This window comes from Thermoanaerobacterales bacterium, from assembly GCA_030019475.1.
In the GTDB taxonomy this organism is placed as follows: Bacteria; Bacillota; Desulfotomaculia; order Desulfotomaculales; family JASEER01; genus JASEER01.
This window is the reverse complement of sequence record JASEER010000046.1, coordinates 1-14623: the sequence shown is the minus strand read 5'-3', so window position 1 is coordinate 14623 and position 14623 is coordinate 1. Positions and strand designations below refer to the sequence as shown.

At 66.9% G+C, this 14623-nt stretch carries 12 protein-coding genes and 1 riboswitch; of the genes, 5 read left to right on the top strand and 7 right to left on the bottom strand.

Annotated features, from left to right (window positions below; translation table 11 throughout):
* Both QMC81_10415 and nth read left to right on the top strand, forming a co-directional pair.
* The coding region (locus QMC81_10415) for a lysine transporter LysE (protein ID MDI6907878.1) at window positions 1–182 on the top strand (182 nt) is incomplete at its 5' end.
* A 23-nt stretch (window positions 183–205) separates the two neighbouring features.
* Window positions 206–862, top strand: coding sequence for an endonuclease III (gene nth / locus QMC81_10410; protein ID MDI6907877.1), 657 nt, complete (start codon window positions 206–208; stop codon window positions 860–862).
* Here the strand turns inward: nth and QMC81_10405 are convergent.
* The 6 genes from QMC81_10405 to QMC81_10380 form a co-directional block, all read right to left on the bottom strand.
* Complete coding sequence (locus QMC81_10405; protein ID MDI6907876.1) at window positions 843–1550, bottom strand: ECF transporter S component; 708 nt, start codon at window positions 1548–1550, stop codon at window positions 843–845. The two genes, nth and QMC81_10405, sit on opposite strands and share 20 nt — an antisense overlap.
* On the bottom strand, window positions 1540–3252 hold the full coding sequence (locus QMC81_10400) for an ATP-binding cassette domain-containing protein (protein ID MDI6907875.1): 1713 nt from the start codon (window positions 3250–3252) through the stop codon (window positions 1540–1542). The genes QMC81_10405 and QMC81_10400 overlap by 11 nt, the downstream gene beginning before the upstream one ends.
* Complete coding sequence (locus QMC81_10395; GenBank protein MDI6907874.1) at window positions 3168–4055, bottom strand: energy-coupling factor transporter transmembrane component T; 888 nt, start codon at window positions 4053–4055, stop codon at window positions 3168–3170. Before QMC81_10395 ends, QMC81_10400 begins: the two co-directional genes overlap by 85 nt.
* Window positions 4039–5595, bottom strand: coding sequence for an S-layer homology domain-containing protein (locus QMC81_10390; protein MDI6907873.1), 1557 nt, complete (start codon window positions 5593–5595; stop codon window positions 4039–4041). The genes QMC81_10395 and QMC81_10390 overlap by 17 nt, the downstream gene beginning before the upstream one ends.
* Before the next feature lie 99 nt (window positions 5596–5694).
* Window positions 5695–6804: a DUF4430 domain-containing protein gene (locus QMC81_10385; protein ID MDI6907872.1), complete on the bottom strand. Its 1110-nt coding sequence runs from the start codon at window positions 6802–6804 to the stop codon at window positions 5695–5697.
* 94 nt (window positions 6805–6898) lie between these two features.
* Window positions 6899–9727 (bottom strand): S-layer homology domain-containing protein, encoded by a 2829-nt coding sequence (locus QMC81_10380; GenBank protein MDI6907871.1) that lies wholly within the window; start codon window positions 9725–9727, stop codon window positions 6899–6901.
* A gap of 141 nt (window positions 9728–9868) precedes the next feature.
* Window positions 9869–10075: riboswitch (cobalamin riboswitch) on the bottom strand.
* Window positions 10076–10542: 467 nt separating this feature from the next.
* Here QMC81_10380 and QMC81_10375 point away from each other — a divergent pair.
* Window positions 10543–11073, top strand: coding sequence for a phosphatase PAP2 family protein (locus QMC81_10375; GenBank protein MDI6907870.1), 531 nt, complete (start codon window positions 10543–10545; stop codon window positions 11071–11073).
* A 92-nt stretch (window positions 11074–11165) separates the two neighbouring features.
* Here the strand turns inward: QMC81_10375 and QMC81_10370 are convergent, their stop codons facing one another.
* Window positions 11166–11810, bottom strand: a complete 645-nt coding sequence (locus QMC81_10370; protein ID MDI6907869.1) for a DUF1614 domain-containing protein — start codon at window positions 11808–11810, stop codon at window positions 11166–11168.
* Window positions 11811–12134: 324 nt separating this feature from the next.
* On the opposite strand from QMC81_10370, the gene QMC81_10365 reads away from it, so the two are divergent.
* Together QMC81_10365 and QMC81_10360 are read left to right on the top strand one after the other, a co-directional pair.
* On the top strand, window positions 12135–13577 hold the full coding sequence (locus tag QMC81_10365; protein ID MDI6907868.1) for a hypothetical protein: 1443 nt from the start codon (window positions 12135–12137) through the stop codon (window positions 13575–13577).
* A 208-nt stretch (window positions 13578–13785) separates the two neighbouring features.
* The gene (locus QMC81_10360) at window positions 13786–14427 is read left to right on the top strand and encodes a PKD domain-containing protein (protein ID MDI6907867.1); all 642 of its coding nucleotides are present in this window, start codon (window positions 13786–13788) and stop codon (window positions 14425–14427) included.
* Window positions 14428–14623: the final 196 nt, after the last annotated feature.

Here is a 14623-nt window from a genome sequence, read left to right as displayed (position 1 = left end):
TTTCTTTCTATACCGGGCACATCTCGGCCGACTTCCTATGGTACTCCGCCGTGGCGGCGGTCGTGGCGGGAGGACGGCGCTTCCTGACCCCGCTGCTCTACCGCGGTATCCTGGCCCTCTGCGGAGGATTCCTCGTCTTCCTGGGCGGGTACTTTATCTATAGCGGAATAGTACGGTTCTAGCGAGAGGCGGGAAGGATGAGGCCGTGAAGGAGACACCGGCGGAGAAAAGGAAACGCGTGGCCGAGATCATTGACATCCTGCAGCGGGAATACCCCGGCGCGTGCACGGCCCTCAACTTCAACAACCCCCTGGAACTGCTGGTCGCCACCATCCTCTCCGCCCAGTGCACCGACGCGCGGGTGAACGAGGTCACGGCGGACCTCTTCCGCAAGTACCGGACGGCGCGCGACTACGCCGCCGCCGACCCGGCGGAGCTGGAGAACGACATCCGCCCGACAGGGTTCTTCCGGAACAAGGCGAAAAACATCATCGCCTGCTGCCGGGCCATCGAGGAACGTTGCGGCAGCCGGGTGCCCCAAACGATGGAGGAGCTGACCGGCCTGGCCGGAGTGGGCCGGAAGACGGCCAACGTCGTCCTGGGCAACGCCTTCGGTGTCCCGGCTTTGCCGGTCGACACCCACGTGAGCCGCCTGGCCGGGCGCCTGGGGCTGACGGAGCACAGGGACCCCGTGAAGATTGAACGGGACCTGATGGAGGTCGTCCCCCGGGAGCATTGGACGGAGTTTTCCCATCGGCTTATTTACCACGGGCGGGCGGTCTGCCGCGCGCGCAAGCCGCGGTGCGGGGAGTGCGCCCTGCGCCGCCTTTGTCCCACCGGCTCTATGTTTTTTCCACGGTAATCCGTGCCCGGAAGCGCTCCAGCACGCGCCGCGCTTCCCGCCCGAGGAGCAGGGCGAACACCGCGTTGCCGGCGGCGTGGGCGGTGTCGAAGGCCAGGCTCGTCGCCTCGACGGCCAGCAGGGAGCGCAGGTCCACCGGGTAAAAACTGCTGGTCCACACCCACATGTTGACGATCAACCCGAAGAGGTACCCCCAGATAACCCCGAAGGCGGCCAACCCCGGCCGCCCGGTCCGGGCCAGCGGACCCCGCATCCATCCCGCCGTGGCGCCGGCCAGCCCCCAGGCCAGCATCTGCCAGGGCGTCCACGGCCCCTGTCCCAGGGCGAAGTTCGAGAGGGCGGCGGCCAACGCCCCGACGGCGAAGCCGGTTCGGGCGCCGAAGACCATCCCGGAGAGGATGCAAATAAAGGTTACCGGCTGGACGCCGGGCAGGACGGCGAAGGGTATCCGGCCCGCGGCGGCCACGGCGCCAAGGCTGGCGACCAGGGCGGTCTCCCGGGCGTTGGGGCCGCTCTTTTCGTAGGCCAGGACCACGGCCAGCAGGAGCCCGGCTACGGACGCGAAGGCGAAAGCCCCCCAGTTGAGGCCCGCGGCGAGGACGGCGGCCGGGAGCCCCAGGGCCAGCGCGACGGCGGCGACGGCCGCCGGGATCCACCGGCGCGGGCCGCCGGCCGCCTTATTTCCCATCGCCGGCCTCCTTCGCCAGGGCGCGGCGGGCCTCGGCCAGGGTGACCGGCCGGGCCTCGCCCGCGAAGAGGCGGGCCACCTGGGGGCTGAAGAAGGGGGAGCGGGCGAGGATCTCCCGCGCCGGCCCTTCGTCCAGGACCCGGCCCCCGGAGAGGAAGGCCACGCGGTCCGCCCACTCGGCGACGAAGTCGATGTCGTGGCTCGCCAGCACGACGGTTTTCCCCCTCACGCACAGCTTCCACAGCAGTTCCATCAGGGAGCGGCGGGCCTCGGCGTCAAGCCCCCGGGTCGGCTCGTCCAGGAGCAGGATTTCCGGATCGGCCACCAGGAGGGAGGCCAGAGCGACACGCAGGCGTTCCCCGGCCGCGAGATCCCGGGGATGGCGGCCGGCCAGCGCTTCAATCCCACATTCCCGCAGGGTGGCCGGGATATCCCCCGCACGGCCGATCTGGCGCAGGGTGAAGGCCAGTTCGTCACGCACCGTCTCCCGGAAGAGGTGGTCGTCGGGGTTCTGGGCGAGGTAGGCGACGCCGGCGCGCAGGCCGGTCTCCCGCAGGGGCTTCCGGCCGTTGCCGAAGGTGACGCGGCCGTGGTCGGGAACGATCAGGCCGGCCGCCAGCCGGAGCAGGGTGCTCTTGCCGGCCCCGTTGGGCCCCACCAGGGCGCAGGCGCGGCCGGGGTGGACGGCCCAGGACAGGCCGGCCAGGGCGGTGGGGCCGCCCGGGTAGCGGTACCAGACCTTCTCCAGCCGGACGGCGGGCGCGGAGCGGCGCCGGGCGCCGCCGGAGCCGCCGGTGTCGCCATGCGCCGAGCGGCCGGCCAGGCCGGCACGGCGCAGGAGTTGCCGGCCCTCAGCCACCGTCAGGGGTGTTTCCGCGGGAAAGAGAGGGGCCAGAAGGCGTGTCACGGCCGGCAAGTACGGGGACATGCCGGCGCGGATGGCCTCCCGCGCCACCGCCCGGGGCTCCCCGTCGGCCACGATCCGCCCCCCGGACATCATTACCGCCCGCGACGCGAGGTGGTAGCAGCGCTCCAGCCGGTGCTCGGCCATGACCACCGTGAGGCCGAGTTCTACGTTGAGCCTCTTCACCAGGCCGAGGAAGTCCTCGGCCGCCACGGGATCGAGCTGGGACGTCGGCTCGTCCAGGAGCAGCGCCCGGGGGTAAAGGGTAAGAACCCCGGCCAGGGCCACCTTTTGCTTCCACCCTCCGGAAAGCCGTGACGCCCGGGCACCGAGGATGTCTTCCAGGCCGAAGAAGGCCGCCGCCTCCGCCACCCGCCGCTCGACCTCCGCCGCAGGCAGGCCCAGGTTCTCGGGACCGAAGGCCAGTTCGCGTTCCACCGCGTCCATGACCAGCTGCTTCTCCGGGTCCTGGAAGACGATTCCCACCAGCCGGGCCCGTTCCCGGCGGGGCAGCGTACCGATCTCTTGTCCCGCGGCGTACACCGCCCCCCCGACCGTCCCCCCGTGGTAATCGGGCACCAGGCCGGCGAAGGCGCGCAGGAGCGTGCTCTTGCCGCCTCCCGAGGGGCCGGCGAGCAGCAGGAACTCGCCCTCTTCCACCCGGAGGCTCACGTCGTCCAGGGCCGGCTCACCGGCCCCGGGGTAGCGGTAGGTCAAGCGGCGTGCTTCCAGCAGGGCCGTAGGCGGCACCCCCATTCCCAGAAAGGCAGGATCAGCGCCCCGGCGGCGGTCAGCCACAACCCTGCCGCCGCCCACCCGGGCAGGAGCGGCGTCGTACCCCAGCCCCCGGCGGCCCCGCCCAGGAGCAGGGTCGCGGCGCCGGAGGTGAGGTGCGTATCCCTCGGCCGCCAGGGATACCGCACGGCGCAGGAACGCCGGCCGCTGGCGAAACCGCGGGCGTGCATGGCTTCGGCGACCTCCAGGCCGCGTTCCAGGACTAGGACCAGCAGTCCCCGCAGGACGGCGGCGTAGGAGCGCCAGCGCCGGAGAAGGCCCCCGTCGAAAGGCAGGCCGCGCACCCGGTGGGCCTCGCAGATGGCGGCGAAGTCGTTCCGCATGACGGGCAGGAGGCGCAGGGCCAGGAGCAGGGTGAGGGCGGTGGCCGGAATGCGACGTGCCAGGTAGAGGAAGTTGCGGTCGGTGTCCACCGTCCGGTCGTAGGCCATGAAGACGGCCAGGAGCGCCATCACTCTCAGGGCCATCACCAGCCCGTGGCGGACCGCTTCCAGCGTCACCGGGCGGCCGCCGAGGAGCGGCAGGCTTTGCGGAACGGTGTAAAGCAGCGTCGGCCCTGGCGGGGCCAGGGCGACGTTGACCAGGGCGACGAAAACAGCCAGGGGGACGAAGGCCAGGCCCATCCGCAGGGCCAGGCGTGCCCCGCCGGGGTGGGCCGAGATCGCCGCCAGGGCCGCTCCCAGGAACAAGAGGAGGGGCAGGGGTTGGGCGCCGGCGACGGCGCCGAGAACGAGCATGGCGAAGTAGGCCATGGCCGCCGCCGGGTGGAAACCTCCGGCTGCCGCCGGCCTAGCGCCCGCGCGCATGTACCATCAGGGCGCGGTAAACGCCCCATGCCACTTCGGCCCGCGTTGCGGCCTTCGCGGGAGCAAAGGCGGGGCCGAGCAGGCCGTATTGTTGTGCCACCTCCGCCGCGGGCGCCCACCAGGATTCCCCGGGGGCGGCGGGCGGCGTGGCCAGGCCCCCGACCCGGCAGAGGATGGCGGCCAACTCTCCGCCGGTCACCGGGGCCTCGGGGGCGAAACATCCGCCGGAACGGCCGCGCAGGTAGCCGGCCTTGGCCGCGGCGCCGATGCTGCCGGCCGCCCAGTGCCCCTCGGGCAGGTCGCGGAAGGGCAGTGTCGGGCCGGCGGGCAAATGAAGCGCCCGGGACAGGATCGCGGCCAGTTCGGCACGGGTGACATCGCCGTCCGGATTAAATCTTCCATCGGGGAGCCCGGCGAGAATCCCGTCGGCCGCCAGGCTTTTCACCGCGGGCGCCGCCCAGTAGCCGGGCGGAAGGTCGGTGAAGCCTATGCTGTCCTTGAGCCGCTCCCAGAAGGGCCGCCCGGCGATGTAATCACCAAGGGCGAACGCCGCCTGGCAGGTGGCGATGAGGTCCGCGTCCCCGCCCTCCGCGTGGGCGAAGGACCCGTCGGGGCGCTGGTAGCGGAGCAGCGCTTCCAGCACGTTCCCCCCGGGCTTGCGCCAGCGGGGCGCGTCCGGGTCCTCGCCTACGGCCGCAAGGGCCTGCAGGACGGAGGCGGCGGACTCGCTGCACTCCACGCCCCAGGAGGCAAAGCCCCCGCCGGTCGCCTGGTTTCGTTCGAGGAAGTCAAGGGCGGCGGCGACCGCGGGTTGGTGACGATCCGCGCCCAGGGCGGTCGCGGCCAGCAGGGCCATGGCGGTCATGTCCACGTCGGATTCCTTAAAATCGGTGGCGAAGGAGAAGCCGCCGTCCGGGTGCTGCTGCGCCAACAACCATTGCATGGCGGCCTCCGGGTCGGGGATTTCCCGGCCCGCGGCGCGGAGGGCGAGGACGGCCCAGACGTGGGCGTTGACCAGTTCCTCGCCGCGCCCGTCCAGGGTGTCGGCGAACTTGCCGCCGGCCTGCTGGGTGCCGGCGAGGGTGGCGACCAAGCCGTCCGGGGCGGCGCCCCGTTCACCGGTCGCCACGTACAGGAGCAGGCGCAGGGCGGCATCGGTCGTGGGGGCGTCCGGCGACAGTTCCTCGTTCGTCCCCGGCGGAAGGGCCGGGGTGCCGCCCGCCGCCCTCAGGGCGATGATTACCCAGGGGGAGCTCTTCTCCGGCGGAACCGCCGCCAGGTAACTCCGGGCCTTTTGCAGGGCGGCCTCGGCCTCCGGCGGAACCGTGACAGGGGCCGGGGCAGCCTGGGCCGGCCCCGGCGCCGGCTCCGCGGCGATGGCCGGCGGGTGGGCGGACAACGCCAATAATAAAATGATTGAAAGAAGCAGAGTTAAGCCTTTCGTTATCGGGGAGGGGCGCAGGCTGGCCCGAACCCGCCGTTTCCGCGATTCCGGGCGGACGCGGAGGTCCACCCTTGCGCTTTTCGAGAATTTAGTCATTCTTTCCCACCTTGCACTGAGTATTGGATTACCCACCTGTTCGGTTCAGGTTTTAAGTTAGGGGCCTGACCTCTTACTTAAAATTTCGGTGTCTGACCTTTAATTAAGTTTTTGGGGCAGGCGGTGTATGCCTTGCGGCGTAACGGCCACGCCACTGCACCGCTTGAACGCCTTGCCTTCTTTGAACAGGGTGAGCGCTCGGGCCAGGCCGTCCTCATCGACGCCCGCCACGAGCCAAACCGGGCTGGAGTCGCCCGGCCCGGACGCCATGGCCGCGATGATCCCGCTCCCGGCGCCGTGGCGGGCGGCCTCGCGGCCCCTGGCGTCCAGGGTGATAATCGCGTCCGGTTCCAGGCGGCAGTAAGCACCGGCCCGCGGGCCGCGGTCGAGCAGGCTGGCCAGGGGGGCGCAATCCGCCAGTTCACGCCAGAGCCCGACGACCAGGATCGGCGTGCGGCGGCTGGTTATGCCGTCCTCGGTCAGCGGGTCAACACCCGGGTTAATGCCGTGGGCGCGCAGGTCCCGCGCCAGCGCCAGGGCGGCGGCCTCCCTGCCCGGCGGGTGTAGAATGCGGCAGCCGTGGTGCAGGAAGGGCTGGGGAAAGGCCCCGACGGCCGCCGGCGCGGGAGGCCCGGCGCTCCAGTCACGGTAGTCCCACCAGACCACGTCCCCGGGCGCGGGGCGGCAATCCGCGGCCCCGACGGGGGATAGAAGACCGTTGACCCATAAAAGCCAGTCCGTCCTTCCGCCCCGTCCGCCGGACCGCACGCCGTTAATGGCATTCACAAACTTACCCCCGTAAGCCGTCTCAACCCGGGCGTGGTTCTTCGTGAGCGTCAGGGCGTCGCTCCCGGGCGGGAGGGGTACCTCGTCGGCGAAGAGAGCTTGCCGGCCGAAGTCCCGGGTCACCCAGAGGGTCACGGTACGACCGTCGGCCGGCCGGCCCGGGGGCTGACCGCCGGGGTCGGCGGCGGCCGGGTGGTTGTCGGGAGAGGCGGACGTCTGCCTTCCATCGGTCGCCGCCGGGGGTACCGTTACGGGTGCGGCTGAACTCCCAGCCGACGATGGCGCTGTACGGACCGGGCGGTCCCCCGCCGCAACTTCCGACGGCGATGTAGAGGCCGAGGGTGGCGGGGATGACCCGGCTTGATCCGGCGCTGTCCCGCAGCCCAGGAGGCTCAGGAGCAGGACAAGAAGAAAGGTAAGCATGAGCGTCCTGAAAAAGGTCCGCCGGGACGGTGTTTCTATACCGAAAGGTAAATCAATCGTTTCAGGATATGTTCCGGTATTTTTGCTGGCGGTTTTACGCCGCATCGCGTACCGTCCTTTCATGTTCCATCAGGCGCTGCACGAAGGCCGCCGCCTCCGCGCGGGTGACCGGGTCGAGGGGATTCAGGCGCCCGTCGGGCATACCGGCCAGCAGTCCTTCGCGTACCGCGGTGGCCACCGCCGTGCGCGCCCAGTCCGCCACCTGTGCGCCGTCGGCGAAGGAGGCGAGCAGCGCCGGGACTTCGCCGGGCGGGAGATCCTTGATTTCGTGCCGGCGCATGGCGGCGCGTACCAGGACCGCGGCCAGCTCCTGGCGGGTCAGCGATCTCTCCGGGCCGAAGAAGCCGTCCGGCAGGCCGCGGACCAGGCCGTCCCGTGCCGCGGCACCGATTTCGGCCCGGTAGGCATGGCCCGCCCCGAGATCGGTGAAGGACGGGTCGGGCCCCGGTAGAAGCGCCAGTCCCCGGGCCAGCCAGCCGGTAAAGGTCGCCCGGGTGACCGGATTCTGCGCGTTGAAGGCCGGGCCCTCGTCGGCGCTGATGACCCCCCGCGCGGCGAGGTCCGTTACGGCCCCGGCGTACCACGCTTCCCCGTCCGGGTCGAGATCGGTAAAGGCCGGGCGCGGGCCGGCCGGGGTCAGCGCCGCGAAGCGGGTGAAGTGGGTCGTGCGTCCGGCCAGAAGGCCGCTCGCCGGGTCGTAGGCCGCCGGCAGCAGGCGCCAGGCCTTGGCCTGCGGGTCGAACCAGGCCAGGGTCAGGTCGGCGGGTGACCGCCCCTCCGCCGGGAGACAACGCACGTAGACCGTCGCCGGCTGCCGGAAGGTCTGCCCGTCCGGGCCGAAGTCGTAGACGCCGGAGGCGAAGGTCCGCCCCAGGGGGGCCGGGGTTTGCTCCGCCCCGGGATCCCGCTCGCGCACGGTAATGCTCACGGTCCGGTCCAGGCCGCCGGCCGGGATCCGCACCGCGGCCTCCAGGAATTCGTCGCCGACCAGGGTATCCACTTCCCCGGTAACCTCTTGCGCCAGGTCGACGCGGTTGGCGGCCAGGGCGCGCGCCAGTGCCGCGGCCGCGTCGCCGGCCAGCGGCTCACCCGGTAGCACGGTCGTGCCGGTGCCTTCCGCGGCGGCGGGGGATGACGAGAGGACCTGCTCCAGGGCGGCCACCCCGTCCGCCAGCGCCGGGGGAAGCGATGGTCCAAGGAGCTCCTCCGGCGCAAACTCACCGGTTTCGGCCAGGGAACGGACGTAGCGCCATAACACGTCGTCCCCGTCTTCGAGGGGGCAGTTGTCGGCCGCCGCCGAAGGCACGTCGCCGTTGACGACGTAGATCCAGCCGCTGGATGGGCCGTAGTCCTTCTCGGCCAGGCCGTCGATGGCGACCACATAGCCCCCGCCGAAACCGGTTGTAACGTGGGCGCCGAGCGCTTCCAGGGCGCCGAGCGGGGTCTGCTCGCCGGGTCCCAGCTCCACCGGCCGCGGGGCATACATTGTCGCCCCGTCCAGTCCCCGCACCCCGGCGGTGACGGTGATGCTATCATCGTTCCCCCCACTTCCGGGACCCCCCGGATTGCCCCCGCCGCCACCGGGGAAAAGGGTATTTGTATAAGCCAACGCCATGAGCGACGCGCTGGTCGATTTGGTATTAGTTAGTTGACTGCCTTCCTGGAACGCAAATGAACCGTCGGCGAGTTGGAGCCCAGATAGATAATCAACGGGGTTGTTTACACCCACGGCCCATTCCCGGGGATTGATCGCCAAATCGTTCAGAGCCATTAGCACTTCGGCTGTGGTGTCGGCGCAGGCGGTGGTGGCTGGTCCAATGGGACGCCAATACTCGTCATAGGCCAGTGCGGCAAATCCACCCGAAGGTTTTTGAAAACCCTTTAGGAAGTCCAGCCCCGTGGCAACGGCGGAATCAGTCCTGCCTACACCAAGTGCATGCAACGCACGAAGAGCGGCAGCGGTCATGTCCGGGTCACTGGTAACGTACACGGTGTCATAACCCCAACTGCCATCGCTATTCTGGCAGTGCCTAAGCCAGTCTTCTGCCTGGTCAGTATCAGGGATCTGAACCCCGGCAGCAGACAGGGCCAAGATGCTCCAGACGTGGGCGTTGATATAGGTGGTTTCTTGAGCATTGCCGAAATGTCCGGTCTCCGGATCTTGGCGCCCCTGGAGCAAATCGATCAGGTTTTGCCCGCCGAAGTCCCGCGGGTTTACATTAGCGCCGGTCTTCCTGGCCGTGGCTACCGTCAGCAGGGTGCGGGCAACGGTCGTGGTTAGTACATTGTTCACATCCCAGGCGTAGACGGCATCCCGTACAGCGTCGAGGTGTCCCCGTTCGCCTTTCAGCCATTGATCGGCGTCAAGGTCTTCCCCGGCGATGGCAAGGGCGATGGCCGCCCAGTCTCCCCAAGGGCCGGTCCAGTACCCGGAAGCGCTCTGCTGCCCTCGCAGGTAGACCTTCGCCCGCGCCAGGGGGTCGTCTTTGGCTTCCCCGGGGTAGATGGTCAGCGGCAGTTCCGCCGTCGCCCCGCCGTAAGCGGCACGGGTCACCGTGACTACGCTGTCCCAGCGGTCCAGGCCGGCCGGCCGGGCGGGGGTGAAAGTGACCGCCTCGCCGTATACTGCGCTCAGGATACCGGCGGCGGGATCCAGCGACCACTCCACCGCCGGGTTGGTAATCAATATGCCGTTCTCGTCATAAACTGTCGCCCTAATGGTGATGGGCGTTCCCTCGTAGACGATGCCGTTACCGTCGAAGTTCAGCTGGACCGTGATTCCGGCCAGGGCCGGTACGGCCGCCAGGCTCAGGATCAGGATGACGGTACAAAGGAGTATGGTTATCCTTTGGCGGAGCCTCATCCCTTTTGCCTCCTTCACGTGGATATCGGGCTGAAAGCAGTCCGAAAGCAAAAAACCCGGCCTCCCATGGCCGGGTCGACAAGGCTATCCGCCGCGTTCTTTATGCCGCACGGACATCACGCCCCCTCTCCCGCGGAGGTCAGCATGGTGGGCTGTCCGGGCAGGTCTCCTGGCTCTGGTTCACCGCGTTCCACCCCGGCCTTCCCGGACCCGTCGGGCCCAGTGGCGACAAACCGGACAGGCGTCCGGCGGAGGAACGCTCCCCATCACAGTGGCGCGGCCGCTCAGGATTTAACACCTGATTCCCTTTTCACCGTTTCCAAGGCGACCGTGGAAAACGTCGCCTGACTTTGTCAGGTGCCGCCGGCCGGTGCTCACGTACCATCTCAGTACGCTCCGCTCCGCCCGGCGGCACCTTCCGCATCATGCTCGTTTTTGAACGGTCTTAGAGTGGCGCCCCGGGGAACGGCACCCTGGACAGTCTGCCAGTATTTACTTGTATCTCGATGCTAGCACGAAAGAGGGGAGGGTGTCCAGACCGGAATTCACGCTCTGCGGTGGCCGGCGGCGCGGCGGGCGGTTCGGCGCTGACGTCCTCGTACAGGCGGGCGATGCGGTGCGGAACCAGGGGGCGGTCGAGAAGCCGCATGCGCACCGGGCGTCGCAGCAGGCGGCCACCGCCGGGCGTGCCCCCGCGACTTGTGGAAAGGAAACTGATATAATGCGTTTATGCGTCGTCGTCGGGCGGTCAGTAGCTTCTCCCGCGACGGATGTGAGAGCGGGGCTCGTCGGCAAGGCATAAGGAGGGAAAGCGCATGTGGTCTGTTCTGCGTGCGACTGATAACCGGGTGTTCTGGTTCTGTCACAAGGGTTTGCGGTGCCGGCTGCTTGACCGCTTGCTGCCGCTTCTGACCCATCTGGGGAGCGCCGGGGCGACGATCGCCGTCACCCTGGCGACCCTGTTTGCAGGGCTCCTGTCCGGGCGGGAGGCGGTCTGGCGCGCCGGGATTTCGGTGGCGATCGCGCTTGCGGCCAGCCACCTGGTGGTACACGTTGTGAAGCACCGGGTCAACCGGCCGCGCCCGCGTTTCGTGTTGCATGGCACCCGCTTCTTCGACGTGCCGACCTGTCCCTATTCTTTCCCGTCCGGGCACACCAACGCCGCCTTCGTTGTAGCGATGGCCATATATCCCCACCTGCCGCTCATCGGTCTGCCGCTGCTGATCCTGGCCGCCGTGATCGGTTTCTCCCGCGTCTACCTGGGCGTCCATTACGCCTCCGACGTGGCGGGCGGGGGACTGATCGGGGTCACCTTCGGCCTGCTCGCCGGCTGGGTGGGGTGGTGACCGCTACCTGCGGGGCGACGCCTTCTTCGGACCGAAGGCCGGCGCCGGGGCTGCCGCATCGCCTGGACGCCTGACTTTCCGCTTCCGCCGGTTCAGGCCAGAAAGGCGGCGACGATGCCCACCAGGAAGATCCCGTCGAACACGCCGGCGCCGCCGATGCTCAGGACGTTGGCGCCCAGGGAGTGAAAGCGCGGGATGTTAAGCAGGTCGGCGCCGATCAGGGTGCCCCAGGTGCCGGCGATGAAGGCCACCGGGGCGGCGTTTTGGGGCGCCAGCAGCAGGGCGGCCAGAGCGGCGACGATGGGGGGGATGAAGGCCGGCATGGTGATCCCGATCCCCGGCACGGGACGGGCCAGGCTGCGGGCGACCAGGGCTACGATCAGGGTGGCGAGGACGGTGGGGATGAACGGGGCGCGGCCGAACAGGTAGAGCCCGAAGAGAGTGGGGATCACCGCCCCGCCGATATTGACGGCGATCACCCGCTCACGGCAGACCGGGGGACGGTAGTAGAAGAACGGCAGATAGGGCTGCTCATCGTGATAGTAGACTTGGGTGCGCTGGCGCCAGACGGGGATGTTCACCATGCTGCCCAGCAGCACCGCCAGCATCAGCAGGAAGGCGCCCTCGGGGGAGACCCCCAGCTTGGTGAAGGAAAAGGTGACGACCTGGAAGTAGAACAGGGCCAGCAGCAGCGGCGCCAGGAGGAACAGAGCGATAAGCGGAAAAACGCATCCCAAGATGACCAAGCCTCCAGGATCCGGACTTTTGGAACCTTTTTCTGATTCTAAGCGATTGTGGGTTTGCTGTCGACCCTGGGGTATGATGCCGGCATCCGGTAACGGGGACCCATAGTAAACGGTGGATGAACTCTTCAGGGAGTTTGTTAGCAAGAAGAAGCCCGGGGCAAGGCCCGGGAATTTTTTTGCACTTCGGCAATCCAAAAGCCCGTCCAACCTGTCATGTACTATAAAGGGCTGTCATGGATTACCTGGAGAGAGCCTTATTCCGATAAAGAACTGCGCCCGGTAATGCGCCGCAAAACGTCCGTGGAGGGATCCCTGTTGAAACCATTGCTATGTGCGCTTGTGTTTTGTGCGCTGTTAGGCTGTGCGGGGCCGGACGGAACACCGGCGACCAAGACCCAGACAGCTCAGGTGCGCCCGGGCTGCGCCTATGAACTCTACCCTGGTCCCCAGCCTGAGACCATGCGCGAGCCCCCTGGCGAGGTGTTCGGCGGGTCGGCGGTCGAGGTCCTGGAAACGCGGGGCGAATGGGCGCGGATAAGGCAGGGGGAACTGGAGGGGTGGATTCCCCGGTGGTACCTCTCGGACGACGGTACGGCCCCGGTCAGCGAGACCCCTCTCGATTACCGGGTGTTGAACCGGGACACCGGCGGCGCCTTATACCCCGGCGGCCCCCGGGTCACTGAGCTGACTAAGGGAAAGCTGCTGAAGCCACTCAAGGAATGGGGCGACTGGGTCCAGGTAGCGGTTACCGTCTATGACCTCCCCGCCGTGCAAACGGCCTGGATCCCGAAGGACTGTCTTTCACCGGTGGCCCAGGCCGAGCCCCGGGAAGGGTTCCTGAGACAGGGCAGCCAGGTACACGAGGGGGCCGTGTTCGAAGGGATCGGCAAGGTTGCCCCCGAGGTAACGGTGCACGAAATGCCGGTCTTCATCACGGAAAAGAGGGACGGTTACGTCCGCGTCGGCACCGCCGGCGGGTGGGACGCCTGGACTAAAGAGGAAAACGTGGCCTTCTGGGAAAACGTTCTGCCCGCCGTTCAGCCTAAGTACCTGCGCACCAGTCTGGGCGGCAGCGAATACTGGTTGGATAAACAGGCCGGGTACCTGTACCGCGTGGACCGTAACCAGCCTACCAAGAAGCTCGGCTGCCTGGGCACCGGGATTAAGGATCTTGGGCGCCTTGAGGCGCACCGAACCCCCGCCGGCAACGTACTGCTGGTCATCGAGGACTGCTACGGGGAGCCCCACATCAACCATGACCTCTACACTGTCTACATCCGCGGCGACAAGCTCGTTCACCAGACACACGCTTACTATTCCTACAGGTATGAACGGAACGTCAATTTCTACAAGGACCTGGTGATTATGAACGCCGGGAAAACCGCCTACATTGTCGACGACCGGTCGGGCAAGATCGTCAGGGAATATGACCTGGCGGCCCTGGGCGGCCGGGACGACAACTACTTCATCGAGGGCTTCGGCGACGACTTCCTTTTGATCCGCCCCAACACGGACAGCTTCCTGACGCTTGTCGATCTACAGGACTACAGCAGGGTCGTGCTATACAAAGAGTTGCTGGACAAGGAAGAAAGGGAGTTCGTTGAAGCGAGCGGCCCTCCCATGCGCGGGGACTACCTGCAGTTTATCGAGAAAAAGGACGGCGTGCTATACTTCAAGAACCGCAGGCACGAGTTTATCGGCTCGGAAATGGGGAAGGACGAAAGAGTCTACCAATACTCACTTACATCAGGGCGGTAACGTACCCTATTGACCGGCGGTTCCTCCATGCCCGGCCGGGCCTCAGCTTTCGGGATGAGGGATCACCATAGATGACGGTTGGCTATTCTATCCCTTCCACTGGTTATTGCGATGATGATGCAGGGATCGTTCGCCCCGGGAGGGGGTTAAAGGGGGATTCCGTTATTCCTGGGACGATTCTTATTGCGCTGCTTTTCCTTCTTCCTTGATGGCTATACAGTATTACTACGGTTTCCATACCTATTCAACACCCGGCGTGTATACTGTCAGACTGACGGTCTACGACGATGCCGGGAACCAGGCTGCCGACCAGGCCAGCGTGACCGTGAAGGGAGATGACAGCGCAAGATCTCTGAAGGCGGGGGCCGTGAAGCTCCTGTCAAGCCTCACCCCTTCCAACCACAATAGTAGATCTGACCTGAAGCAGGCCATAGAACACCTACAGGATTCTCTGACTGAATCTTTGTGGATGGACGACACCCATTTAGATGCAAAACACGGTCACAAGGTGTTTAACGCAGAGAAGAGCGCCGTACAGAAACTACGAAAGATCGTTGAAGAGATTGGGCAGCACGGGGATCGATCCCTGATCCCATCCGTTTCGGCGGTCATCGATGACATCATGAAGGCCGATGAGCTTTTGGCAAGGGTTACTATCTCGGAAGCAAAGGCTGTCTCGGTAGACGAGCCGAGACAGCAAGCAAGGATTGACCACCAGATCCGGATGGCTGAAGAAGAGATGCTTAAAGCAAGAGCAAAGCTCTCTGGTGGCAGCTACGCGAACGCCGTTGACCATTTCAGGAACGCCTGGAAACACGCCCAAGATGCACTGCGGTTTGCCGGCAAGTAACATTCGAAAGTAGGTGAGCCCGACCCTTCACCGAGGGGTCGGGCCATCTATGCTCCATCATATGTAGTACTACGATCCAACCAAGAGGAAACTGTCACTCGAAGTGGAAGAATATGCGCACAAGGCAGGTGATAATGTTGAGGTCCGTATGGCTTTGGCTGGGCGTGTTCGTCTTATGGGCTGCTGCTTATGTCTG

Excerpts from the sequence above, each read along its gene's own strand:
- QMC81_10405 (MDI6907876.1), bottom strand. The coding sequence starts at position 1,550 with ATGGGAAATAAGGCGGCCGGCGGCCCGCGCCGGTGGATCCCGGCGGCC.
- QMC81_10395 (MDI6907874.1), bottom strand. The coding sequence starts at position 4,055 with ATGCGCGCGGGCGCTAGGCCGGCGGCAGCCGGAGGTTTCCACCCGGCG.
- QMC81_10390 (MDI6907873.1), bottom strand. The coding sequence starts at position 5,595 with ATGACTAAATTCTCGAAAAGCGCAAGGGTGGACCTCCGCGTCCGCCCG.
- QMC81_10385 (MDI6907872.1), bottom strand. The coding sequence starts at position 6,804 with ATGCTTACCTTTCTTCTTGTCCTGCTCCTGAGCCTCCTGGGCTGCGGG.
- QMC81_10380 (MDI6907871.1), bottom strand. The coding sequence starts at position 9,727 with ATGAGGCTCCGCCAAAGGATAACCATACTCCTTTGTACCGTCATCCTG.
- QMC81_10375 (MDI6907870.1), top strand. The coding sequence starts at position 10,543 with ATGTGGTCTGTTCTGCGTGCGACTGATAACCGGGTGTTCTGGTTCTGT.
- QMC81_10360 (MDI6907867.1), top strand. The coding sequence starts at position 13,786 with ATGGCTATACAGTATTACTACGGTTTCCATACCTATTCAACACCCGGC.